Annotated in this window: 34 protein-coding genes; 13 read left to right on the top strand and 21 right to left on the bottom strand. The window is 38.1% G+C overall.

Annotated elements, in window-relative coordinates; all coding sequences use genetic code 11:
• Positions 1-39: 39 nt before the first annotated feature.
• Together J9537_RS19005 and J9537_RS19000 are read right to left on the bottom strand one after the other, a co-directional pair.
• Positions 40-447, bottom strand: coding sequence for a pyridoxamine 5'-phosphate oxidase family protein (locus tag J9537_RS19005; RefSeq protein WP_010743871.1), 408 nt, complete (start codon positions 445-447; stop codon positions 40-42).
• A gap of 19 nt (positions 448-466) precedes the next feature.
• On the bottom strand, positions 467-1,348 hold the full coding sequence (locus J9537_RS19000; protein WP_028021197.1) for a diacylglycerol/lipid kinase family protein: 882 nt from the start codon (positions 1,346-1,348) through the stop codon (positions 467-469).
• 189 nt (positions 1,349-1,537) lie between these two features.
• Here J9537_RS19000 and J9537_RS18995 point away from each other — a divergent pair, with 189 nt between their 5' ends.
• Complete coding sequence (locus J9537_RS18995) at positions 1,538-1,858, top strand: DUF960 family protein (RefSeq protein WP_028020959.1); 321 nt, start codon at positions 1,538-1,540, stop codon at positions 1,856-1,858.
• Between the two features lie 27 nt (positions 1,859-1,885).
• Here J9537_RS18995 and J9537_RS18990 read toward each other — a convergent pair whose 3' ends face one another.
• Positions 1,886-2,323 carry a universal stress protein gene (locus tag J9537_RS18990; protein ID WP_010743874.1) on the bottom strand — a complete coding sequence of 146 codons (438 nt, stop codon included), beginning with the start codon at positions 2,321-2,323 and terminating at the stop codon, positions 1,886-1,888.
• A gap of 208 nt (positions 2,324-2,531) precedes the next feature.
• On the opposite strand from J9537_RS18990, the gene J9537_RS18985 reads away from it, so the two are divergent.
• On the top strand, positions 2,532-2,903 hold the full coding sequence (locus J9537_RS18985; RefSeq protein WP_028020961.1) for a hypothetical protein: 372 nt from the start codon (positions 2,532-2,534) through the stop codon (positions 2,901-2,903).
• A 254-nt stretch (positions 2,904-3,157) separates the two neighbouring features.
• On the opposite strand, the gene J9537_RS18980 is transcribed toward J9537_RS18985, so the two are convergent.
• Complete coding sequence (locus tag J9537_RS18980; protein WP_028020962.1) at positions 3,158-3,400, bottom strand: hypothetical protein; 243 nt, start codon at positions 3,398-3,400, stop codon at positions 3,158-3,160.
• 321 nt (positions 3,401-3,721) lie between these two features.
• Between J9537_RS18980 and J9537_RS18975 the strand changes: the two genes are divergently transcribed.
• Positions 3,722-4,909 (top strand): IS110 family RNA-guided transposase, encoded by a 1,188-nt coding sequence (locus J9537_RS18975; RefSeq protein ID WP_002297293.1) that lies wholly within the window; start codon positions 3,722-3,724, stop codon positions 4,907-4,909.
• 607 nt (positions 4,910-5,516) lie between these two features.
• Here J9537_RS18975 and J9537_RS18970 read toward each other — a convergent pair.
• Entirely contained in the window at positions 5,517-6,746 is a 1,230-nt protein-coding gene (locus J9537_RS18970) for a M28 family peptidase (RefSeq protein WP_218257444.1), read from the bottom strand.
• An 89-nt stretch (positions 6,747-6,835) separates the two neighbouring features.
• Positions 6,836-7,582, bottom strand: a complete 747-nt coding sequence (locus tag J9537_RS18965; RefSeq protein ID WP_245001335.1) for a MerR family transcriptional regulator — start codon at positions 7,580-7,582, stop codon at positions 6,836-6,838.
• A gap of 230 nt (positions 7,583-7,812) precedes the next feature.
• On the opposite strand from J9537_RS18965, the gene J9537_RS18960 reads away from it, so the two are divergent.
• Entirely contained in the window at positions 7,813-8,067 is a 255-nt protein-coding gene (locus J9537_RS18960; protein ID WP_028020897.1) for a DUF5960 family protein, read from the top strand.
• The gene (locus tag J9537_RS18955) at positions 8,054-8,314 is read left to right on the top strand and encodes a hypothetical protein (RefSeq protein ID WP_010743878.1); all 261 of its coding nucleotides are present in this window, start codon (positions 8,054-8,056) and stop codon (positions 8,312-8,314) included. The genes J9537_RS18960 and J9537_RS18955 overlap by 14 nt, the downstream gene beginning before the upstream one ends.
• A gap of 36 nt (positions 8,315-8,350) precedes the next feature.
• On the opposite strand, the gene J9537_RS18950 is transcribed toward J9537_RS18955, so the two are convergent.
• Both J9537_RS18950 and J9537_RS18945 read right to left on the bottom strand, forming a co-directional pair.
• Positions 8,351-8,776 carry a universal stress protein gene (locus J9537_RS18950; protein WP_028020896.1) on the bottom strand — a complete coding sequence of 142 codons (426 nt, stop codon included), beginning with the start codon at positions 8,774-8,776 and terminating at the stop codon, positions 8,351-8,353.
• 441 nt (positions 8,777-9,217) lie between these two features.
• A complete protein-coding gene (locus J9537_RS18945) occupies positions 9,218-9,478 on the bottom strand; it encodes a hypothetical protein (RefSeq protein WP_028020895.1) in 261 nt (86 codons plus the stop codon).
• A gap of 216 nt (positions 9,479-9,694) precedes the next feature.
• On the opposite strand from J9537_RS18945, the gene J9537_RS18940 reads away from it, so the two are divergent.
• Both J9537_RS18940 and J9537_RS18935 read left to right on the top strand, forming a co-directional pair.
• Positions 9,695-10,282: a hypothetical protein gene (locus J9537_RS18940; RefSeq protein WP_245001334.1), complete on the top strand. Its 588-nt coding sequence runs from the start codon at positions 9,695-9,697 to the stop codon at positions 10,280-10,282.
• A gap of 146 nt (positions 10,283-10,428) precedes the next feature.
• Complete coding sequence (locus tag J9537_RS18935) at positions 10,429-11,898, top strand: IS1182 family transposase (protein ID WP_218257443.1); 1,470 nt, start codon at positions 10,429-10,431, stop codon at positions 11,896-11,898.
• 120 nt (positions 11,899-12,018) lie between these two features.
• On the opposite strand, the gene J9537_RS18930 is transcribed toward J9537_RS18935, so the two are convergent.
• From J9537_RS18930 to J9537_RS18920, 3 genes are all read right to left on the bottom strand, one after another.
• The gene (locus J9537_RS18930; RefSeq protein WP_028020775.1) at positions 12,019-12,777 is read right to left on the bottom strand and encodes a MerR family transcriptional regulator; all 759 of its coding nucleotides are present in this window, start codon (positions 12,775-12,777) and stop codon (positions 12,019-12,021) included.
• Between the two features lie 115 nt (positions 12,778-12,892).
• Positions 12,893-13,321 (bottom strand): universal stress protein, encoded by a 429-nt coding sequence (locus tag J9537_RS18925; protein WP_028020776.1) that lies wholly within the window; start codon positions 13,319-13,321, stop codon positions 12,893-12,895.
• Positions 13,322-13,476: 155 nt separating this feature from the next.
• Positions 13,477-14,199: a C39 family peptidase gene (locus tag J9537_RS18920; RefSeq protein ID WP_028020777.1), complete on the bottom strand. Its 723-nt coding sequence runs from the start codon at positions 14,197-14,199 to the stop codon at positions 13,477-13,479.
• 266 nt (positions 14,200-14,465) lie between these two features.
• Here J9537_RS18920 and J9537_RS18915 point away from each other — a divergent pair, with 266 nt between their 5' ends.
• Positions 14,466-14,615 carry a hypothetical protein gene (locus J9537_RS18915; RefSeq protein WP_010743885.1) on the top strand — a complete coding sequence of 50 codons (150 nt, stop codon included), beginning with the start codon at positions 14,466-14,468 and terminating at the stop codon, positions 14,613-14,615.
• Between the two features lie 254 nt (positions 14,616-14,869).
• A complete protein-coding gene (locus J9537_RS18910) occupies positions 14,870-15,430 on the top strand; it encodes a GNAT family N-acetyltransferase (RefSeq protein ID WP_028020778.1) in 561 nt (186 codons plus the stop codon).
• Between the two features lie 22 nt (positions 15,431-15,452).
• Here J9537_RS18910 and J9537_RS18905 read toward each other — a convergent pair whose 3' ends face one another.
• Together J9537_RS18905 and J9537_RS18900 are read right to left on the bottom strand one after the other, a co-directional pair.
• Complete coding sequence (locus tag J9537_RS18905; protein WP_028020779.1) at positions 15,453-15,881, bottom strand: universal stress protein; 429 nt, start codon at positions 15,879-15,881, stop codon at positions 15,453-15,455.
• 21 nt (positions 15,882-15,902) lie between these two features.
• Positions 15,903-16,334: a universal stress protein gene (locus tag J9537_RS18900; RefSeq protein WP_028020780.1), complete on the bottom strand. Its 432-nt coding sequence runs from the start codon at positions 16,332-16,334 to the stop codon at positions 15,903-15,905.
• Positions 16,335-16,821: 487 nt separating this feature from the next.
• Between J9537_RS18900 and J9537_RS18895 the strand changes: the two genes are divergently transcribed.
• The gene (locus J9537_RS18895; protein ID WP_028020781.1) at positions 16,822-17,037 is read left to right on the top strand and encodes a hypothetical protein; all 216 of its coding nucleotides are present in this window, start codon (positions 16,822-16,824) and stop codon (positions 17,035-17,037) included.
• Between the two features lie 86 nt (positions 17,038-17,123).
• Complete coding sequence (locus tag J9537_RS18890; protein WP_028020782.1) at positions 17,124-17,852, top strand: class I SAM-dependent methyltransferase; 729 nt, start codon at positions 17,124-17,126, stop codon at positions 17,850-17,852.
• Between the two features lie 56 nt (positions 17,853-17,908).
• Here J9537_RS18890 and J9537_RS18885 read toward each other — a convergent pair whose 3' ends face one another.
• The 4 genes from J9537_RS18885 to J9537_RS18870 all read right to left on the bottom strand — a co-directional run bounded on the left by J9537_RS18885 (position 17,909) and on the right by J9537_RS18870 (position 20,285).
• Positions 17,909-18,601, bottom strand: coding sequence for a phage tail tip lysozyme (locus tag J9537_RS18885; protein ID WP_028020783.1), 693 nt, complete (start codon positions 18,599-18,601; stop codon positions 17,909-17,911).
• 21 nt (positions 18,602-18,622) lie between these two features.
• Entirely contained in the window at positions 18,623-19,300 is a 678-nt protein-coding gene (locus J9537_RS18880; protein WP_060789352.1) for a peptidoglycan amidohydrolase family protein, read from the bottom strand.
• Positions 19,301-19,378: 78 nt separating this feature from the next.
• Positions 19,379-19,594 carry a BhlA/UviB family holin-like peptide gene (locus J9537_RS18875; RefSeq protein ID WP_010743893.1) on the bottom strand — a complete coding sequence of 72 codons (216 nt, stop codon included), beginning with the start codon at positions 19,592-19,594 and terminating at the stop codon, positions 19,379-19,381.
• A gap of 301 nt (positions 19,595-19,895) precedes the next feature.
• Positions 19,896-20,285, bottom strand: a complete 390-nt coding sequence (locus J9537_RS18870) for a RinA family phage transcriptional regulator (protein ID WP_028020784.1) — start codon at positions 20,283-20,285, stop codon at positions 19,896-19,898.
• Positions 20,286-20,503: 218 nt separating this feature from the next.
• Here J9537_RS18870 and J9537_RS18865 point away from each other — a divergent pair, with 218 nt between their 5' ends.
• Positions 20,504-20,830 (top strand): helix-turn-helix domain-containing protein, encoded by a 327-nt coding sequence (locus tag J9537_RS18865; RefSeq protein WP_028020785.1) that lies wholly within the window; start codon positions 20,504-20,506, stop codon positions 20,828-20,830.
• Positions 20,831-20,834: 4 nt separating this feature from the next.
• The gene (locus J9537_RS18860; RefSeq protein WP_028020786.1) at positions 20,835-21,305 is read left to right on the top strand and encodes an ImmA/IrrE family metallo-endopeptidase; all 471 of its coding nucleotides are present in this window, start codon (positions 20,835-20,837) and stop codon (positions 21,303-21,305) included.
• A gap of 46 nt (positions 21,306-21,351) precedes the next feature.
• Here J9537_RS18860 and J9537_RS18855 read toward each other — a convergent pair whose 3' ends face one another.
• From J9537_RS18855 to J9537_RS18840, 4 genes are all read right to left on the bottom strand, one after another.
• The gene (locus J9537_RS18855) at positions 21,352-21,585 is read right to left on the bottom strand and encodes a hypothetical protein (protein ID WP_010743897.1); all 234 of its coding nucleotides are present in this window, start codon (positions 21,583-21,585) and stop codon (positions 21,352-21,354) included.
• Positions 21,586-21,662: 77 nt separating this feature from the next.
• Positions 21,663-21,863 (bottom strand): cold-shock protein, encoded by a 201-nt coding sequence (locus J9537_RS18850; protein ID WP_028020787.1) that lies wholly within the window; start codon positions 21,861-21,863, stop codon positions 21,663-21,665.
• 346 nt (positions 21,864-22,209) lie between these two features.
• Positions 22,210-22,710, bottom strand: coding sequence for a hypothetical protein (locus tag J9537_RS18845; protein ID WP_028020788.1), 501 nt, complete (start codon positions 22,708-22,710; stop codon positions 22,210-22,212).
• Between the two features lie 69 nt (positions 22,711-22,779).
• Positions 22,780-23,547, bottom strand: coding sequence for a MurR/RpiR family transcriptional regulator (locus tag J9537_RS18840; protein ID WP_028020789.1), 768 nt, complete (start codon positions 23,545-23,547; stop codon positions 22,780-22,782).
• Positions 23,548-23,593: the final 46 nt, after the last annotated feature.

The raw sequence follows: 23,593 nt of genomic DNA, 5'->3' as shown, positions 1-23,593 counted from the left end.
AAAACGTTTCATCCCTTGAAACTCGAGGGATGAAACGTTTTATTTTTCCGGTACATCTAAAAATTCACCATGCATATTCTCATAATGCTTCACACTTAATGTTTCAAACACAGCGATCATTGGATGCTCATAGTTCAATTCCTTTTGAAATTCATTTAACTGAGCAGCTAATTTCTTGTATTCGACCAGCTCTTCAGCAAAAAGATAGCCTTTTAAAGCGATACTCTCGTGTTTTTCTTTGTCAAAACAAAAGAGACTGCCACTACGATTTTGTCGAATATTCTCTGCTGTTCGACCGTCACCATTGATATAAAACTTGAAATAGTAAAAACCATTTCGTTCAAGCGGCGGTGATACAGCAATCGCATGAGGAAATCCGCGATTGTCAATCGTAATTAGGGTGAACGTATCGGCTTTCGTTAATAATGCTTCCATGCCTTTATCCATTGAAAAAACCTCCTATCTTTTATTTTTCTGGTACATAAAGCGGCACAAAGTCTGCCAAAAATTCTACCGTTAACGGTAACGCGGGACCCTTATCGCCATCAATTCGGGAATAAATGGTTTTATTCGTCAAAGGCTTTAATTCCAATTTGTTTGTCTCCAAATACGTCAATGAATCTGACTCCTTCAGACGTCCTGTAAAGACTAATCGGAAAAGTTGAAGAAGTTTCCGAAAGCGCATATTGTGCAGAACGCTGACATGCAGTTCGTCGTAATCTGAATCTACATAAGTCCTTCCCCCAATCGAATGGGTCGTTGTCGCTAAAGAAAACCAAACCTTCAGTTTTTCGTGATAATTGTCTGCCTTGATTTCTACTGGATAAGACGTATCCTTGCCTATTTGTTTCATCGCCTTTAGTGGATAGACGATTAAACCAAATTTCTGCTTCTCACTTTGGCGTACTTCGTTTGAGATATCCGCAAATGAGCCAAAGGTGAAGGAACTGATTACTGCTTTTTGTCGATCTTGACAAGCAGCGATGCCGACGTTTCGCTGATGACCAGCGATAATGACATCCATCGCTTCTTCTTCATCCATTGGCAAGTGCCAACGCTTCGCAAAGTTATTAATTGTTCCTCCTGGAATAATTCCCAGAGGTATTGCTTTTCCTGCTTGAACAAATGCTGTTCCAACAATATTCAACGAACCATCGCCGCCGATGGACACTATTCCATCAAGTTTCTCGATTGCTTTCTTCACTGTTTCGACCGCCAGTTCAGGATCAGGAGCGGTTAAGTAATCTGCGGAATGTCCGGCTTGTTCCAATTTTTCACGCATTCGTTCTGCTAATTTTTCTGCATTTCCATCCCCAGCATTCGGATTAAAAAATATTCCATAATGCATTTTTTTCACCCTCATTCAATACTTTTAAAAATTAATCGTGTTTACTAATTAATCCACCCTTTTCAATTTTACTTTATCATTTTTAATCTAAAAAAACTGTTTCAACGAACTAAATTTCTAGAAAATGATTGCTTTTACTTTTTTTCTTAAAAAAAACTGCTATGATAAAGCAAAGAGAGGATGGAGAAAATGTTTGAACCAACAAAACCACGACATAGTGATGTCCCTTTTGACGTTGTTCCTGAACACATGCAGCAGGAAATTTGGCACATGATTTTTATGCGTCCTATGAAAGGACTGCCCCTTAATTCGCCACAGCGCTTCCATTTTTTTAAAAACAAAATTGCTGGCACATTGAGTGTCGTTTACTCACAAAGTGACCCTTATTTTTCTGATGGGATCACGGCCCCTTATGTTGAAGCTTATAAAGACATTGAATTTCCAAAAGCCATGTATGTCTATGATGACGGCAATGAATTACTTATGACATTAGACGAAAAAACCGTCTGACATTTCAGTCAGACGGTTTTAGTTTATCTATTTTACGACCATCACGTTACAAGGTGCTTGGTTTACTACATATGCAGTTGTTGAACCGACCAGCAGCAATGACAATGCCCCTAGTCCAGTTGCACCTATTACGATTAAATCTATCTCTAATTTTTCTGCTAGTTCGACAATCTCGCGCTTAGGATTGCCGGCAATGATTTGAGAAGTCAAATGAACTTCCTTTTCCTCTGCCACACGGTGCTGCTCTAGCTCATTAATAATGCTTTGGGCTTTTTCATGGACCTCCTGCATCAATGGGATGGAACTTCCACCTGTTGTCCCGGTAAAACTAGCCGTATCAATCACTGTCGTCAAGGTCAGCTTCCCCTTATTTCTCTTCGCGATATTGATTGCTTCGTCAAACGCCTTTTTAGATTGTTCAGAGCCATCCACAGCAACCAAAATATTTTTATATTCATCAACCATTTTTACCACCCCTTTCAAATCCTAGTTTATCATTTTGCTTTTCTTTCGAAAAATAAAAATCGTCGTTTCTCTTTATTTTTTTACTTTTACAATCATTAAAACTGCTTTAAAGATGATCGAATAAATTGTTCTTCACTCTGTAAGGTGCTAAACTTTCTTCACTGATTAATATGCAATGCAACACTGATTTTCCAAAAGGAGACATAAAATGAACAAATCACAACGAAGAAAAGCACACTTGATTATTCATGGTGCTTCCACCGCTGCCGCAGGGGTTGGTGCAGGAATGGCACAACTTCCATTTCCCGATGCTACTGTCCTGTTACCGATTCAAACGGCAATGGTCATTGCGTTGGGCAAAGTTTTCCATATTAAACTTGAAGAGGGTGCTGCTAGAGCCTTGGCAACACAATTTCTAGCTCAAAAGGCTGGGCAAATGACTGCACGGTTTTTAGCTGGAAAGCTTCCAGTCGCCGGAAATATAGTGAATGGTTCTACTGCTGCTGCTATCACTGAAAGCTATGGCTGGATGATCGCTAGAGAATTCGCAGAGGATTACGAAAAAAAACTCAAAGTATAATATTTTTTTAATTGCTCTTGAACTTCTTTTAAATGGCTTGAGACTTCGCTATACTTATAGGCGTGGATGAACTTGGTGTTTTACTCGTTCAATGATGTAGTCCGCATTTAAGACAGAGGTGCTGGTTCGATTCCAGCCGTCCACGTAAAAAGAAGCTGAGAGGCTTCTTTTTTTTTATTACGATTACCATTTCACAAAGGTTTTTAATGACAAGAAAAGAGGATCACTCAGGATGAGTGATCCAAAGTAGATTTTTAGAATACGTTTTTACTTAATAAGCTTTCTGCTTTTTCAGACAAAAAGAAAAACTTAAATTGATTTTTGATAGAGCCATTGCTATCAAAGATATTTCCCTGGATGAAGCCATATTTCTTCAGATTATCTAAACTATTTTCAAATTCAGTTTTAGAAGTTTCGAAGAAATGGTGACTTAAATTGCCAAAGTTTTTCTTCGCGATCTCATCCAAAATATAGTACTCCAAATCTTTTAATTTCATTCTATCCCCCCTTGTATATTAGAGTTAGGGTTTTAACCTTCCGGTTTTGATTGGATAACCCTATGAACCATCGTTATTTTAATTTGGTATTAACTCATTTCTTTTGAGATAATATATTTATTGGATTGAGAGGCTAAGCCGTTCCCCCCTTGGGCCATTGAACCCGCACTCGAGAGACTGGCTCCTCTCTCTGATAAGTGGATTGCGTATGAGTTAGATGTTGAAAGTCCTTACTTTACTCCGTATCTCGTACAAGGTAGTGACGCTTTTCAGTTGAGTGGATTTCAATCCAAAATTCTTTTTTTGAAAGGTCAGATATACATGTACTTTTTAGGCATTGATATCGGTAAACGCACTCACGTTGCTTCTATCATGAACGAGGAAGGAAAGGTATTACTAAAAGGTTTTTCATTTCCTAACACCACTGAAGGAGCAGAGTCATTAATTGAGCGAATGGTCGACTATTCCGGAGCACCCAGTGACTTTGTTATAGGGATGGAAGCCACGGGGCACTATTGGCTGTCCATCTTTTCATACCTTCACGAATCAGATTATTTGATTCACGTTGTGAATCCCCTTCAAACAGACGGATGGCGTAAAGGTACAGAAATACGGAAACGAAAAAACGATATTATTGATTCTGTTTTGATTGCTGACTTAATGCGCTATGGCTCATTTGTCGAAACGGTCTTATCCGATGAAAATGTTTTTTCTTTGAAACAACTTTCTCGTTACCGAACTTATTTAGTAGGTACAGCGAGCGACTTCAAAAGAAAAATTATAGCCGTATTGGATCAAGTCTTTCCAGAATACGCGACGATTTTTACCAAGCAGGGCGTTTTCGGAAAAGCTTCTAAAGAGTTATTGCTGGCGTTTAGTGCCCCGATCGACTTAGAAAACATTTCCTCAGAAACTTTGGCCCAATACTTAGCTGAGTTAAGCAGGAACCGAATCAAGGCAGAAAAAGCGGACCAATTGAAGCAAGCAGCTTCTAACTCCTTTGGAGTAAAATTTGCTCAAGAAGCGTTCACCTTCCAACTACGTTCAATGATTGAACAATTAAAATTCATTGAAAGCCAAATAAAGGAAACGGAAAGAGAAATCAAGCACATAATGGACACTTTAAATTCTGTTATTCTCACAATTCCTGGAATTGGTCCTATAAACGGTGCGACTATTCTTGGTGAGATCGGAGATATTCAAAAATTTTCTAACCCGAAAAAACTCGTTGCTTACGCTGGGATAGACGCTTCCGTGACACAATCAGGGCAATATGAGGCAACGCATAATGTTATGAGTAAACGAGGGTCTCCATATTTGCGAAAAGCCTTGTTTTCGGCGGCTTTAGTAGCTTCTCAATGTGATCCTGTTTTTAGTGCGTTTTACCAGAAAAAAGTTTCCGAAGGAAAACATCATCTAACTGCCTTAGGTGCGGTTTCTCGTAAGCTTTGTTACGTGATTCATGCTATTTTGACTAAAAACGAGCCTTATATAATTGTTTCTGATTAGCTATTGAACATTCAAAAAAACTAATGGTAAGAAGCTTATTTGTTGTACCCTTTTTTCGGAATTATCTGTTATAAAATATTTTTTGATTTGGCTAATTTTTACTTGACTCTATATAGTTAGTCTTTCTGGAGGATTATAATACCACTAAAAAAACAAATTTGAGATAATTTTCACAAATTATTTTTTTTATGTATAAAATTCTTATTTAATTGACACAATAAAATTAAGACTTTTAACAGAAAACCCCCATCTTCCTGTAAATAAGCTACAATAATTCAGTTTTGTCCAACTTCTCAACTTTATTAAATTCATTATAAACACTTATTTCAATCAGTATTTCCGACTGTATTATTTATTTTTTTATTATGTCTTTCATGCTTTCACGTATTTTTAATTTGTCACCCTTTACTTCTTTTCTTCAATGGGGTAGGATTTGGTAACAGTTTTTCTGTTAGAAACGTTGAATAGAAGGATTACTGATATGAAGAAAATCTATGCTTGGCTCTATCGCCAACCTCGACACAAAATCTATCGTTTACTTTTGATCGTCTGCCTTCTTTTTTGGCTTGCGCTCTTTTTTCTATTTAAATGAATCTATTGATAAAATTTATGTGGCGAAACAGCAAAATTGAACAACTGTACCTCTTCGTTCTGTATTCGCTAACTGTCCTAAAGTGCCCGCAACAACTTCGCGATGAACCTTGCGCCGAGCGCAAGCGTCTCGTAATCTACCGTATCTTTTATATCTTTTGGAGTATGTGTCCTCTTTAAGCCCCCCGAAAAGAAATCCTGAGAGGTCACTGCTAGACTTGCTACACCCTTGAACGCATAGATGGCATGGTCCCCATTCCTGCCCTTTTGCTACCATGGGATGGTCATCACAAAGCTTTTCCAAAATAGCCGCGAACCTGCTGTCCATATTACAGGTGGATAAAGCAATTCCCGATCCAACATGTCCGACGCTGTCTATATTGATAACAAGCGCAAACTCTTTGTTTTTCCGTTTACAATCATTTAAATAGATTAATTCACCAGTTGCTTCGTAATATTCCTCACTATTAAATGGAACAAAATCAATAGCATAGTTTAAGTTTTCTTTCTTCAATAATTCCATGGTCTGCATCATCATCACTAAACCCGCAGCGTTATCAAGTGCACCGGGAGTCTCATACTTGCTATCCATATGTGCACAAACTAGGATATTCCCCTTCGCATTTTTCGCCTCTTTCTGTGCAATGAGTTGGCGACTTCTTACTTGCTCAATGTGAGAATCAATGACCAGTTTAAGCGAATTACTTTTAAACACGGGCTTCATTTTTTTCCATTCTTCGTATGAAATATAGGCGGATGGAACTTTAAAATTGCCATCTTCAAATAAGTAAAAGGGCTTTAAGCCATATATAGGATGTTCTCCAGTCACTGCAACGATCGCGGCTACTCCACTATCTTCTAACGCATCAATTAGTTCTTTGTGTTCATTAGGATAATAAAAAGGATAATCTTTTGGTTGTAAAGATGCCTTGGTTAATTGACTATGAAGAAACACTATTTTTTTTCGACAATCAAGACTTTTCAGCTCTTTAAGCGATCCGGCCGTTCCCCATTCCGCTTCATCTCTGTAGAATCTCGAAAAGGGACTAGGCATTACCGGATACTTCTTCCCATCTACTACTATAAATGAATGACTTTTATGCCAAGTAAAGCAAGGAAAAGGAAGGGATTTCACCTCATAAGCCATCTTCTGAAACAGCCCTTCAAGTTGTTCAAGTATTCGATTATTTATTGTTGTGCCTACAGGTCGCTCCTTTGCTATCCTACTCATCCATTTGTTGATCATTTTTCCATCCCCTTTATTCGTATTAGAGAAATCTTTCTCTACAATAGAATAACTGAATCAGAAAGGGGTGGTGTACAACTGTAAGGCAGTTATAAGGTAGAAAGCTCATCAAAAATTGCTGGAATCTTTTCTGCGGCTGCCAATATTTTTTTTAGCTCCGTTTGCCACCGATCTCCGACAGACAATTCAAAATGCCACCGATCTTCAGTAGGAATCTCCTTTTGATCGACCGGCTCATTCAGAGCTTTCAAAACTTGTTCTCCTCGTCCTTGTTCATACAGCATAATACTTTTCTGAATCGCCGTGATACTGTAACCAGCTTGACGTAGCATGTAGATAACAGTCATCTTTTCTAATTCTTCATCGTCATAGCGTATTTCTCCTAAATTTCCAGTAACACTTGCTTTTATCAAACGATTCCGCTCCCAATTTCTCACTGTTTCTACGGTAACCCCAAACAATTCTGCCGCTTCTTTTCTAGAAAGATGATCTTGTTTAGACGTGAGGGGCCCTTCATTTTTATCTGTTGCCCAATGATGTAGAATATCAGCAGTTCTTTGAGCAAGTTTGTATTCATTTTCGATAATCTTCAAATAGTCAATTGCATATTCTTTCCCTGACTGCCATTGTTTTTTTCCAGAGGCCCACATAACCTTATTTCCAGCGTCTCGAATCTTTCTATTTGTAAACGAGTAGCCAAAAATACATCGACATATTTTTACCTGCAAGACATGCAGGTCGGAAAAAAGGCGATGGCCATTTTTATCTCGTTTTGACAAAGATAGAAACCCTTGTTTTTCATAAAGTCTTATCGTATTGGGATGAAGGTTAAACACCCTTGCCAAATCGATTGGTCGGTATTTTTTTCTATTCTCATAGTCAACTCCATCTTAAATATCTTTTCATGTTCATCCGTACTGACTGCTAAACAGCAGATATTTTTATTTTATCAAGCATCGTCCTGTGCAGAAATACTTTTCTTTTTGCGTATTTTATTTTGAAAAATAGTCGCATACTACTTTACTTTGCGAACAAATGTTCGTATAATGATTTTGAGGTGATGACCATGTCTATGATTAGTCCAGATTCTGTTGAAATTTTTTATCGAACCTATGATTCTCTAGTAAAAGACTCCCTGCCGTTAGCATTATTTTTGAGCCAAATTACTGCTAAGATGGATGAAGAAAATCGTGATTACTTTGTTATCCCTGCTAAAAAAACCGGCCGCAAAAAAGATATTTATTTTCAGTTTGAGCGTAAGAACGATGAGCTCGTTTTCAAAGGTATCCATACGAGGAGGAAGGAAAATGGAATCTCTTAAAGGAACCGTATCAAAACTAAAAATCATTCAATTTTCACAGCAGCCTTTGGTCTATTTTCAGCTAGAAAACACCCATTGCTTAATCGCGGCTCACTCACTGAATTTTCTTGCGGATGTCGAAAACGGTATGAAGATTCTTGTCCTGGGTAAACGAAATGCTCGCGGACAATTAATCATTGCAAAATACGCCGTGTTAGGAAAAACAAAACTCATGAATGATTTTCAAACCTACCAAACAGCAAGCTAAAAGCCAGCGCATATCATGTGCTGGCTTTCTTTTCTATTAACGAACGACCATAACATTGCATGGTGCATTATTGACTACATAAGCCGTTGTTGATCCTAGCAACAAGCGCGAAAATGTTCCCGTTCCTGTCGCCCCCATCAGAATCAAGTCAATCTTCTTCTCTTCAGCGTACGCGACAATTTTGGCTTTTGGGTTCCCATCATCAATAATCGATGTATAGGAAATATCTTCTGGAATCAGCTCCTCTAAGGATTCGATCGTTGCACCAGCTGCTTTCCTTGCTTCTTTAACGATGTGTTCAACCGCATATGGCTCGGCGCCTAAATGATTGGTATCTGACACGATCAAAATATACAAATGCGCGTCATTTCTACGAGTAACTTCAATTGCCTCTTGAAAAGCTCGACGTGCTTGGTCCGATGAATCCACCGCAACTAGTATCTTTTTGTATGATTCTTTCATAATAAGCCCCCCTTTATTCTTTATACAATTTAATTGTAAGCCTTTTCATCTATAAATATCAAGGAATTTCCTTATCTCCTTTTATTGGCTCAAAAAAAAGCACCTTGATCACCAAGGTGCTTAAAGGGGATGCTAGTCAAATAAAACTAGCTAAGAAAGATTGAGAGAGGTCTTCCTCATACTCATATTTTAACAGATTTGTCCTTCTTTTTGGTGTTTTTTTGAATTGTTTTTTTAACATTTTTAAATTTATTCTGAATCTGACTAAATAATTTCATTCCACAAAAGTGTCTTTTTTTTTAATTATGTCAGAATACGATTATTAAAAAGATTATTTTACTTAAATAGTGCTATTTCCAAACATTAAAAAATCTTTTTTATCGCTATTTTTATGAACCTTCAATCAGTTTGATACTTTTTTCACAAATGTAGGTAAAAAAATTAAACCTTTACGTATTCTAATTCGAAACCCTTTGAATCATTTTTCATAGCGACCTTGTATGCGGTAGCTAATGTCTTCATGGTCGCAGGATCTAAAGCCAATTTCATAAATGTGGGCAGCTCCATTGCTTCTACATCCGCTGCCTGTTGTGTCGCTATCGGCTGCATCATCTTAGCAAAGCCGCCTGTGATTGAAATATTTTGTTTCTCACAACGAATGGCATTTCTTAACTCCATTGGATTTGCAACTACTTTTTTCATTCCCATCACCTCTTCTTTTTTTTGATGATAGCATAGCTAATAATAGAAATCAATAATTTTGTGAATTAAAACACAAAATTTCTTTTTTATTTTTTGGTATACTTTCTAAAAAGGAGGGGCTCTATGGACAATTATTTGCAGCGTAAGCAGCGAGGTTGAATAGAAGGGAATGACCTATTCAATCATAAAACAAATTCACGCGAGACGTTGATCTCTATGCTCCACTCTCAAGATGCTTGCGATCGAACAATCGCAGCCAAACTTTTACCCCTTGATTGTGAAACAACAGACATTCTTCTACATTCATTAATGACTGAAACAGCCTTGTACACCCGCTTAGCAATGACAGAAAAATTGGAAGGCGGCGATAGCTCTACCGCACTCAAAATGATCGGCTTTCTTGGAAAAATTGGGAAGAATCAGCACCGCATCCCCATTGCTCCTTCCAAAAAGAAATCCTTTCCTTTACTAAGGGATTTGATGGCTCGGTCGTTAGGACGAATGAACCCTGAGCTGTTTCCGGTTTTGTTAGCTTCAGCTGAAGAACTTCCGCCTTTAAAATTAAGCGAGCTGATTGATGCCATCGGGTATATGGCCTTCTACCATCCCGCTTTGGCAACAGCACAAAACTATCAGCGTCTTCTGCAGATAAAAAATTCTTATGACCACGATCCACTAATCCAATGGAAATGTTTGATTTGCTTCTCCGCTTTTCCTCAAAGCAAAGATTTATTAGCACAAGAAGACCAATTTTCAATGGAAGCTCAGCGTTCCTTGAGCTTACTGGCATTAAAAAAGGATTGAGAAAAACTCGGAGCCACTGATAAAGTTCAATAACAAAAATTGTCGAAAGAGAATGCAGGCATTTTCTTTCGACAATTTTTTCTTTTATATAGTGATTCGTTGTCCAGATATCTTTATAATTAGAAGTATCTAGGGGGGGCGATTTCATGCTTAAACAAATGGTTCAAACCAAACTTAGTCCATATAGTGATCTTTATGATTTACTCATCCCAGCCGATCATATTTTGCGTCGGTTCAATGAGTTAGTTGACTTTTCTTTTGTTTACGAGGAACTAGAAAATAAATATTGTTTAAACGATGGTCGCAATGCCTATGATCCGATTAAGTTATTCAAATATTTGATGTTAAAAGCGATGTTTCCCGCGTCTGATGTGGATCTCGTTGCTCGCAGTAAAACAGACATGGCCTACAAATATTTTCTTGGCTTAGCTCCAGAAGACGAGGTTATTGATCCAAGTCTACTGACGAAATTTAGACGACAACGCTTGAACGATTCAAATTTACTAGATCTCTTATTGAACAAAACCGTTCAGCTCGCGATCGAAAAAGAGATTATCAAAAGCAAAGGAATTATTGTAGATGCCACACATACCGCTTCTAGATTTAATAAAAAATCCGCAATAGAGCTCTTACGTTCTTATTCAAAAAAGGTGCGCAAAGCGATTTATACAGTAAAACCTGAAGCGAAACAGATCATGCCTGAAAAAAATCAAAAAAACGAGTACCAAGCAGAAAAAGACTATGTAAAGACGCTCTTAAAAGCAATTGAGGAACATCCAGAATGGTCCGTCATACCTGCAGTCGCGGAGTCAGTCAATCAGTTAAAAGAAACGGTTGAAGATTGCCAAGAATATGAAGTCTATTCTCACGATACGTCCGCAAAGGTTGGACATAAAACCGTGGAAACAGAATTTTTCGGCTATAAAACCCATCTGGCTATCACCGAAGAACGAATTATCGCAGCCGCAAGTGTGACTGGTGGGGATGTTGGAGACGGCCCATATTTAAAAGAATTAGTTGAAAAATCACGTGCGAACGGAATTGATGTGAAGGAAGTTATCGGTGATACAGCGTATTCAGGAAAAGCCAACTTACTTTTTACAGCAGAAGAAAAAATTAAACTTTATTCAAAACTTCATCCAGTGATTTCAAATGGCACACGAGATCCCGAACAGGAGTGGGAATATAATAAGGACGCTGGAATGTACGTCTGTCCCAATGGACAATTGGCCTTTCGAAAAGCTGTTCAAGGAAAGAAAAATCAAGGAGAAAACCAACGATTGACCTTCTATTTTGATGTAAAAAAGTGCCAAGCTTGTCCATTGAATGAAGACTGTTATAAAGAAGGGGCAAAAAGTAAAACGTACAGTGTGACGATTCAATCCAAAGCACATAGCGACCAACAGACATTTCAGGAAACGGAAGCGTTCCAAAAACGTTACCGTATGCGTTATATGATTGAAGGAAAGAATAGTGAAATCAAAAACAGACATGGCTACAATGTTTCTTGGTCTAAAGACATTGAGGGCATGATGCTTCAAGGAGCCAGTACGCTCTTTGTCACTAATTTAAAACGAATCGTTAAGCTGATTGATGAAAAAGCGGAAGAAAAATAATAAAGAACGCCCGATGATCAACTTTGTAGGCTGATCATCGGGCTTTTTCCGTTCATTAATCTGATTTTTTGTAGAAACTAGGGTACTTTATCAGTGGCTCCGAAAAACTCCTCAATCCTTTTATTTCGTATAATATTGAATAATCTCACATAACGCTTCTGTTGCACCCAATCCGCATTTCTCATCATAGTAATCGGTGAAATGCTCATCACTAAGATACAACTCACTTAAACTTCGATGGGCTTCCTTTGTATATTTTTCCCAACTATATTGCAGCCACAATCTATGTAAAGAAAAAATCTCCTCTGCTAGTGAACTAGGCACGCCCCCTTCTTTTATGTATCGAGATAACTTATCGAACAGTTGATTTTCAATATCATCCATCTTTAAATAATCAAAGTCACTCATTTCTAGCCAGTTCTGATTAGAACTTTCCACCGCTACTCCTCCATAGCTTTCCCGGATCTCTTCTCCATAGTTCTCTTCATTTTCTATTAACGATTTGTGTTGAAGTGTTCCAAATCTTTCTTTGTTCATCATCTTGATTTCCCCTTTATAATAAAGCAGTGTATTATCAAAAGCTTGCAACAAACGAGCCAATTCTTCTTGTTTTTCCACCACTTTAGCTCTTTGCTCTAACAAGGTCTCTAGAATTCTTTCAGCTGGCCGATCCACCAGATTCTTGATCACTCTCAAAGGAACACCCGCCGATTGGTACAATAAAATCTGCTGCAGCTTATCCATCTCTTTTTCTGCATATCTCCGATAACCTGCCCCGTCTAAATCAGCAGGCATTAGCAAGCCTCGCTTTTCATAAAATAGTAACGTGCGAATGCTGAGCTCTGAGATTTCCGCTACCTCTTTGATCGTATACTCCATCTGATCCCTTCTTACTATTTATCGGTTCATTCATACAATACTTTGGTTTTTTAAACGTCCTCAACTTGTGAGGTCAAGGAAAAACCAGCAGTATTCTGCTGGCAGCCGATGTCTACTATTTAACCACCATGACATTACATGGTGCATTATTCACCACATAATCTGTCGTAGAACCGACCAATCTACGTTCAATTGCTCCTTTTCCTGTTGCCCCCATATAAATTAAATCGATCTTATAGATTTCAGGCAATTCAAAACAAAGAGCCTTCTTAGGACTCCCGACACAGGTAACCATTTGCTTATTATAGTAATCAATCCCAGCCACTTCTTCTTCCAGCTGCTTAATTGCGACACGCTTTTCTTCTTCGATAATCTGGGAAACAGGCGTCGCGCTATTTATTAGCAATCCCGTAGTATTGACAACCCGTGCGATGTACAAACGTGCATTATTTCTACGTGCGGCTTCAACTGCTTCCATTAATGCCTGGTGCGATTGTGGTGAACCATCGACTGCAGCTAGAATATTATAATAGCGTTCTTTCATTGTGCCTTCCCCCTTTGTTCCAGTATAGCAACCAGAAAAAGATTTGTAAGCACTTTTTCAAACCAAAAGATTGTTGTAAAACAATGATTTGTGGGTTTGGCTTTTTTCAAAAACAATAAAAAACCACTTCAAAATGCATCGAAGTGGTAAAAAGTTTATATTTTTTCTAGATAAAGGGATTGCTGGTCAGATTCTTTGTAAATATCTTCTAGGTCAGACCAATCAACTTCGCGGTTCTGATACCCATAAGGATCATTTACATAGACAATTTCTTTCTCACGATCAAAACCTGTGATAACCGCAGAATGAATCAGTGGTGTGACATACATACTCCCTTGATCAGTCTCCCACAGCAGCCAGTCATCGTCCTTGGGAACTTGAAAATCCACCGTCGCAACAATCCACACAGGTTTCCCGCTGGCAACAACATTAATGAGTTTATCAAAGGGTGTCTTCTCACTAGACACCACGCGATAATCATCGCTTACATATTCCTTTGCCAACTTCGCTATAGGCTCAACCGCAACACCCATTGCTTCATCGCCTCCCGTAATATCTCCGACAAAGCCTAGATGAGGATTTCCGTGATTTCCTGATTCTGTATAAAGCGGTTGATAATCTAATTCATCAGCTAGTTCATTTTTATTCGTCTCATAGCCGTAATAGCGCAATAGCATAGATAACGCCGTCACCTCACAGCCATTTTCCAACGCCTCTCCATCAAACTGACTTTCCAAAGGAACATTGAGAACCACTTTATTTTTTTGCTGTGGCTGTTCAATGAGCTCTGTCAGTTCATTTTTTCCTTTAGCAAAGTAGATAATCCCTCCAAGTAATGCGATAAAAAACACCAGTATTATTATTCTCTTTTTCTTCATGCCATCACCTAACATTAATAGTCCATCGGAAATTATACGGTTTATTAGGAAATGCACCAAAGAAAAACCCTTAAACTAAAACTAGTTTAATACTTTTTTATCTTATTAAAAAAACACACTTTAAGGATTTGATAAATTCATTGCCTTTTACAGCATTTACGAACTTTTTATTAGTAAAACTAATTAACTCTGTGCTATAGTAATCATTGGAATTTCGTTATCAACGTGATCGTTGCCTTTCGTCACTACAAGAAAGGAGAATGACTATGACATTCGATAACAAAAATATGCAATACCGTGTCACATTGAATACTGATTTAAATCTTTTTATCGTTTTTGATAAAAACGATAAGAATCACGTAGCAACCGGTGTAACGATTGAAAAAGCGGTACAAGAATTGCAAAAAACAAAATAGAATTTCCTTCATACGAACAAGGATTTCAGTTTCACTTCAAGCTTTAGATTGATTAGTGAAATGACATACGGGTTGAGAATAAGACTCATTTTTTCTCAAAAAATGAATTCCTTCATACGAACAAGGAGTGACTCTTCAATGGAAGACGCGAAATTGCGTTAAAAGCACCTGCTGTGAATCCACGGTAGGTGCTTTTTTGACTTTCAATAGACATCTTGGTATAGTCGACGAAAGAAATTTCGGAGGTGTTGGTTATGAACGCTTTTACCTATTCAATTGATGAACATGTTGCCTTGGCTTTTCCTCAGCTTGATGCTGCGGAAGAACTTTTTTCATTGATTGAATCAGATCGACCACATATCGAGGCCTTCATAGATGTCATCGCTGAGACTAAATCTATCAAAGACGAAAAAGATTTTATTAAATTGAAGCTTCATGGTTATGCGGAAGAGACGGAGTATCTCTTTTTTATCCTTTATGACCAAATAATTTGCGGCTGCATTGATATTCACGGCATTGATAAAAAAGTCGGTAAGGGAGAAATTGGCTATTGGCTACACTCTTCATATTCGAAGCGGGGAATTGTTACAAAAAGTGTACAGGCAATTTGCACACTTGCCTTTGAAGAATATGGGCTAAATAAACTGATCATCTGCGTTGACACAGAAAATGAACCTAGTAATCGCGTGGCACAAAGAGCCGGATTCATTAAAACCAGTACAGAACCTCAGGATGCTTTGCTTTTTGGCAAATTACGAGATATGAATCGTTACACTTTACTAAAAGAACAATTCAAAAAGGGTTTTGATGAGTGATTGTCTCACCAAAACCCCTTCTTTATCTTACCACCATTACGTTACAAGGTGCATGATTCACGATATACCCACTGGTAGATCCTACTAGTAACCGTTGGAAACGACCTTTACCAGTAGCTCCAACATAAATTAAATCAATTCCATATTGTTTCGGCAATTCTTCCGTCAACGCTTTTTTAGGATTTCCGATATATTGAACGAGCTCCATATTTTGATAACGTCCCCGTTCAGCCAGCTTCTCTAGGTATTGTTTTGCCCGTTGTGTTTCTTCAGCTAGGATATCATCCATCGGCTGGGCACTGCTCATTAAAATACTGGAATCATCAATGACTTGGACAACATACAATTTGGCCTCATTTCGTCGAGCCGCACCGATTGCTTCAAAGAAAGCACCCTCAGACTGATCCGATCCGTCAACAGCCACCATAATATTTTTATATCTACCAATCATACTATCCGCTCCTTACTTCAATTATCGAATCACCGTCACACTACATGGGGCATGGTTCACAACATACGCCGCAGTAGAGCCTATGCGTGATAAACTGATTTCTCCTTTTCCCGTAGCTCCAAGGTAAATCATATCTACATCATTGTCCTTTGCAAATTCAACGATTTTCTCCTTTGGACTGCCTAAATCAACAAATGGTTCAATATTTTCAAATTCTTTGCGAGAGGCATCATGTACTTTTTTCAATAGTTCTTTTTCAACTTGTTCTTTTTCTGCCGCGTAAATTTTACTGAAAGAAAACGCGCTTGTGGAGAGTTCACTGTCATTAATGATTGAAATAACATTCAACTTAGCATCATGGCGTTTAGCCGCTTCAACTGCTTTAGCAAAAGCATGTTCTGAATGCTCAGACCCATCAATTGCTACTAAAATATTTTTGTAGTTATCAAGCATTGTAACCGCCTCCTTTATTTAAGTATAAAGGAAAACAAGAAAACTGTGAAACGAAATCACCTTTTTTCTACTGATCCAAACAAGAAAAGATTCTTACATACAGGAACGTCTAAAAATCCAAACTATTTTTTCTATTGTGAGCATTTTTCTTGTATCTCTTTTGCCAATCCGTTAAGGTTACAGTAGTTCATTTGTTTATCCGAGTTCCTTCCCAGGACTCCGGCCGTCGTTGCCCTGCGGCGGCCTTTTTTTGAGCAAAAAAGTTGCAAAGAAAGCCTTTTCCAATTATAGTTATAAGCGGGTATTACCCATCCTTTATAGAATTTGTTTTTTCACTTGCGGACCGTTGCCTTTTGGGGCCGGTCTTTTTTTTTGCTTAGTAACGATACCTAAAAATACCCTGGTTTAAATAAAAATCCCTCTTTTTCTCTGGCTTTTGTGTGTTAAACTAGGTATGTTGACACACAGTGCAATTGGAGGAAAGGACATGTATAAAGCCAACTTAAAGAATATCCTCACCCGCAAAGAAGAGCGGACAATCGATCTTACTTTGATCCCTCAGGTGGGCGATACCTTACAATTGAAGGAACCAGAGAAATTTTTGCTGGTCCATGGGATCACTCATATTATTGAAAGCGAGTCCATCCAATTTGAGATTTTTGTCGAACCAATCGACCGCACTTATTGGATGAACGAAATTTAGAAAGCGAGGAATAAAAAATGATTGCACACAAAAGAGATGGACTCCATGTAGTTTAAGATCATTAAAAATTACATGGAGGAATTACGATGACTAATATTTATGATAATGAGAAATTTTTTGAAAGCTACAGCCAAATGAATCGCAGCCAGCAGGGACTAGATGGTGCCGGTGAGTGGCAGACATTAAAAGAGCTGCTGCCTGATTTTAAAGGAAAGCGGGTATTGGATCTTGGCTGCGGCTATGGATGGCATTGCCTTTATGCCGCTGAGCATGGGGCTGCCTCTGTAGTAGGCGTAGATCTTTCTGAAAAAATGCTTGCCGTGGCTCGTGAAAAGAATACTTTCGATACTATTACTTATCTTCATGCCAGTATTGATGAAGTCACCTTTGAACCGGAAAGTTTTGATGTTGTGATCAGCTCACTAGCGATTCATTATATTGCCAATTTTGAAAAGCTCACAAAAAACATTGCGAAATGGTTAGTCCCAAGCGGACAATTCGTTTTTTCAGTCGAGCATCCAATCTTTACTGCTGAAGGTTCACAAGATTGGGTTTATGATGACAAAGGTACCATTCTGCACTTCCCTGTCGATAATTATTTTTACGAAGGACAGCGAACTGCGCATTTTCTCGGTAGCGATGTGACAAAATACCATCGGACGCTGACGACTTATTTAGATAATCTGTTAACCAATGGCTTTCAAATCAAGCGCATCGTCGAACCGATGCCCCCTGAAAATATGATGGACATCCCAGGGATGAAAGACGAAATGCGGCGACCAATGATGCTGATTGTGGCGGCGGAGAGAAGTTAATAGCATTTACGTAAATATAGAAAAAAGCCACTTCAAGTTTGAAGTGGCTTTTACTATTAAGAACCCGCATTAATGGCTTGATCCAAACGAACTAGCCACGCTTCTTTATCTCCAGATAAATCAATGTTTGGCATATATTTTCCAGTATTTTTGTGATAAACCTCATTCAAGATAGTTGCACAGTCTGCATGTGGTAGGTTATGTCTTTTTTGTCCATCAAACCAGCTAATTCCTTTTTTTGTTCCTTGTCCAATCGTAATTAATGCTTGCATTTCAATTCCTCCTTGACTTGTTGTATTCCCTTCATTTTTAAACTGATCGTACCAATATTGCGCTTGTGTTGCTCGAACTGGTTGGTTGGGATTTGCGGGATGTTCATAAAAAGCAATAAAATATTCTGCTGCTTTTTTTACATCCGTCAATTTTGTAAAATCCCGAAATGAAATATAACTTAGATCTGGTCGTTGCGGATTACTGAACCATTGAAGCCCATTCTCCATTTCAAATTGAATACGTTGGCACTGAGCATCTACAGTTTTGTAATTCATTCCAAGACTATTACACCAATCAATTAATTTTGATCCTGGTGTCCATTGGACCAAACCATATCCCCCATCTCCAGACCAGATATCAGGATTTAAACTACTTTCACTTTGAATATTTCCTAATATCCCAGCTACGGACTGTTTAGTCCAACCACGAGAAACTAAAAAATCCCAAACTTGTTTTGCTACTTCTCTTTGTCCCAATACAATTCACTCCTTTCATTTTTACGGTTTAGCATTAATTGCTTGGTCTAGCCTTACTAGCCAAGCTTCATCAGCACCTTTCATTTTCATGGTTGGCATGTCTTTACCATTATTTTCACGATAAATTCGATTTACGATTTCCTGACAGTCTTTATTTGGAAGATTGTGTCTTCTTTTTCCATCAAACCATGAAATTCCATTATTCATTTCTATAAAACATTGCGGTTGAACATCGCCTTTAGTGGCACCGTCTCCTGCTGCATTTCCGCCTTTTAACCGATAATAATAAACTGGCGGCCCGCCTAACCAACCTTCCGCTGCAGACGTTACAATCCCATTAATGCCATAAGGTAAATACTTTGTAGCGTGAATAATTGTTTGATTATCAAGAAAAATCCCTGTATGTCCGTTATTTCCCGTGGACGAGCCTTTAGGACCTGAAACGAAAATATCACCTTTACCTACTTGTTCTTTGGAGATTGGAATTAATAAACTACCTTCTAATCCATATAATGTTTCTGTATTTCCGTAATTTCCTCCGCTATTGTCCAAAAAACCGCCTGCTCTTAAAGCAGAAATGACAGCAGCAGAACAATCATACCTTGGTGGGGTTCCTGTTCCCCACGGTCTGACTTGTTCATAAACTACTTTACCTTCTCGATCCTTCATCCATTGAATCATTTTATTGATGTCACCCATTAAAATTCCCTCCTTTATCTTGTTTATCTGTAATAAAGTGAAAAACTAACCCCTGTCGCCAAAATATGTGTCAAAACCTTATCCATGTTCTCCTATCCTCTCATTAATATGATTGACCGTTGTCTCAATTCTCTCTACTTGCTTGAGTGATTCCGTCAACTCGTCGATCGTGTGTAAATAGCGTTCTTCTCGCGCATTGTTTTGTTTCATCACCCATACTAAGAGAAAGACAAAAAGCACTGGAAATCCGATGCTTTCAGGATTATTGAGAAACGTTGAAATAAAATTATCCATGCTTCACCAGCTTCCTAAAATTATTCTGTTTTCTTGTTCATTACTTCTTGGTCATTCAGAAGAACAATTGAATCTATACGTGATTTCGAAATTCTCTATCCACACTGAAAACGCACCATTTAACACCTGAAAATAGAAAAACTATCTACCAAAAATCCTTCCGACCCCTTAAAATTGCTACTTCTTATTCGCCTTAATCTTTTACTTATACCTTCGTTTCTTCATACATTTCACCCCTTCCTGTTTGATCTATCTAAACTATATACGAACTTATGTTCGTTTTGTTGCCAAAAAAAAGACATCAAATTCCTAGATGTTCAGCTAGCTCTTCGAAAAAGGCATCACGCAGTCGAATCACTTGCCGCTTGCTTAAAAAGACTTGATCTGCGACTAAGTCGAGCGTTCCTTTTTGCTTATTGGACATATACAAGCGTTCGATGATTTCTCTTGTTTCTTCAGTTGCCGTCTCTAAACACATTGAAATGATCTTTTGGTTTCGCTCTAAATTAATCAGCTGACGGTCTAAAGAGATAGAAATTAACAGCTTTTTATCTTTGGTCTCTTTATTTGAGTGTTGATGAGTCTCTTTACTACGGAAGAGCAGTTTTTCTTTTCTTTCTAAATAGTAGTCTTCCATTTTAGGATAATCCTGCAAAATGCCTTTTAAATAATCCTTCTTCCATTTTTCCATGGTCCTTCCTCCTTAAAATAACTATTACTTGAAGTATCAGAGAAATAGTAAATTATTTTTAATACTAAATTTCCTCTGAACCAACGTAAAATTCTTTTTTGTAGATTAATGGTAATACATTACGCGTACTATGTAAATCATTTTGTCGACATATCGTCTGTTTTTTATAGAAAATCTACGACATTTCGTGGTATTATAGGGAAGAAGGGAGTGGGACTATGTTTGCACAACAATTAAAAAAATTAAGAAAAAGAACACCTCACCTAACTCAGATGGACATGGCTAAAGAATTAGGGGTCGCTAAAACGACTTACGCTTCCTATGAACAAGGAAAACGAACGCCCGATATAGAGATGCAAAATAGGATCGCTGATTTTTTTAATGTGACTTTAGATTACTTGCACGGACGAGAACAAAAGTCTTCTTTTTCCACCAAACAGATGACTGTCGCGGCTCATATTGATGATGAAGTGACTGAGGAACAAATGGAAGATATTTTGAGCTATATTGATTTTATTAAGCAGAAACACGCAAAGAAGGATTGATTGGATGGATAAAGCAGAAAAATTAATGGCTCATTTTCCAGGAATCAATTATATTTTTGATCCAGCTATGCCAGATGGACAAAAAGGATTGTATATCGACAACCATGTCTATTTGAATCCACGCCAAACCTCTGAAGAATTGACCGATACAGTCGCGGAGGAGATCGCCCACTACTTGACTAGTTCCGGTGATATTACACCCCAGGATACCAAGGAAAAACGCAAACAAGAACAAAAAGCCCGTGATGTCGGAGCAACTTTGGTGGTATCTCCCCAAGACATCATTGACTGTTACAAAGAACGTTTCTCTACCGTTTGGGAATGCGCCGATTATTTGGGGATCAATAAGGATTCCTTAGAGCATGCCGTGAAAGTCTATGCCCGGATGTATGAGGATGGATTATCCTATAAAAATTATCGCATTCTTTTCCGAGGAAATGGCACCATCGGAGTCATCGAATTTTTTGACGATTAAAAACGACCTTAGCTTATTCGCTAAGGTCGTTGTTTTATCCGCTGATTTAAAAATTATTTTCAGGATCGACTAGTTCTCCATAACTAACAACCGTTGTAAAATCAATGAAATCTTCTGTTTCACTTTTGATGATTTTAACGATCGCTGAATTGTTTAATTTATTCTTCACAATTCCTAGTTGTGTTTCCTTTTTATATTCGAAATATACTTCTTGTCCAATTGAGAAGCGCTCCCCTAAAAATGAGGGCTTTGGAGATTTGAATCCATAGGTGTTCGCCATTTGAATATCCTCCTTCAAATATTATAAAAAAAGAAGACCGTTTCCGATCTCCTTAGTCATCCGTCAATAAACAATTATTAGTCTTTAACGATGTTTGAAGCTTGTAAGCCGCGTTGGCCTTCTTCAACGTCAAACGTTACTGCTTGACCTTCGTCTAAAGATTTGAATCCGTCTCCTTGGATAGCTGAGAAATGTGCGAAAACATCATTTCCATCTTCTCCAGTGATGAAACCAAAACCTTTGTCTGCATTAAACCATTTTACTGTACCTTTATTCATAGAAAGTACCTCCAATTACACATCAACTGTGTTTATTTTGTAATAAAAAATGACGTGTAAGAAAAAGTATCTTAAATTATCTAGATAACTACCTAGTCACATATCAAAGTATTACTTAGTTACCATAACATGAATAAATCCTAAAAGCAAAAAAACATGAACATTTCTGCAAAACAATCCATATAATATTAAGTTTTGATTCTTTTCCTTAATAACTCCATTTAAATCTTGTATTCTACTTTGTTTTCAGGACAAAAAAAGAACTTTCTCGGTTTTACTCCTCATTTACTAAAAGCGAACAATCCCTTTAGACAGAAAAAAGCATGCAGCGGACTGCATGCTTTTTTTATTCAGCCGTTTCTGCATAGAAGCCAATGCCTTCTGAACGCCAGCCAACTCGAACAAGATGATCCCGTTCATTCGAATTCGGCGTGTAGTGATGGGCACCTGCTTTTGCGTTTGGATTATATAACCGATAAATAGGCACTCGAGGGTGATTAGAGAAAGCGGACACAAAAGCAACACCCTCATCTCTCCACCCGACACTTACTAAGTGTGCCGCTTCATAGCTGTTCATCGTATAATGATGATCTCCGGCATTTGGATTGTACAGTCGATAGACAGGCGCTCCCGTATGAAAATTCGGTGCAAACCAGCCAATCTGTTCCTCGCGCCAGCCAACACTTCGTAAATACCTTGACTCTGACAAATCAGGCGTATAAAAATGTTCACCAGAATTCGGGTTATACAACCGATAGACAGCAACACTTGCGGAAGCTTCAAGAGAAAAACCAAAAAGTAACAAACAAGTGAAAAAGAGTCCAACAACGCTAGCTATTTTCTTCATTCCAAACGCCTCCTTTCTTTCATTATAGAGGGTTATCTCTTGCGATTAAAGAAAATCCTGTGAACACGGTTACTTTTTATTCCGACAATAATCCACATAGCCAAAAGCAAAGGCTTCAATCAATAGGAAAAATGAGGAGGCGGTTTGCAACCACCAGTCTGTCGGGTTCGGGCTGCGACTACTTGAGGCATACAGCGAAAAATCCGCTCTGCCAGACAATAAATTATTTTGCATAGTTGTAATCGACACAATCGTCGAACGATAGGTGGAAAGAACATTTAACACATTGAAGAGATGTTGATTCTCTCCAGATAATGACAAAACAAAAATCAAATCGTCTTCATTGATGCTTTCCATGATCCGTTTGAATTCATTGGATTGAGAGGACGCCGGGATCATTTGCGCGGGTTTCCCGATTAGCAACAATAATCGCTGCAATTCTGCCGCCTGGTTTTGCTGGGTGACACCGGTTCCTAATAGATAGACGTTTCGACTGTTTTCCAGCGCCTTATAAATGTTTTCCCAGTTGTTTGTTTTGAGATAATTGATTGTCCGTTCCGCATCAGAAAAAATACGAGTTTTGAAGCTCGCCTCCTTTTGTTCATCACTGGGGTTATTCTGCCACTTTAAAAAATTCCGCAGCTCGCTAAACCCAGTGAAGCCCAGCTTTTGTGTAAAGCGAATCACGGATGATTTTGAAGAATGACAAATTTTCGCGAAATCATTGGTTCCCATTGTCGTCATTTCTTTCGGATGGGCATGGATGTATTTGACCATTTGAAGATCGACTTCATTTAATGCCTCATAATGTTGATTGACAATATCAGAAAAAAGCATAGCCAGCCTCCTTACTCTTTCATCTTATTTTATCCTAAAACGAATG

It is taken from the genome of Enterococcus raffinosus, assembly GCF_019175485.1.
Taxonomy (GTDB): domain Bacteria; phylum Bacillota; class Bacilli; order Lactobacillales; family Enterococcaceae; genus Enterococcus_A; species Enterococcus_A raffinosus.
This window is presented reverse-complemented; position numbering and strand designations above follow the sequence as displayed.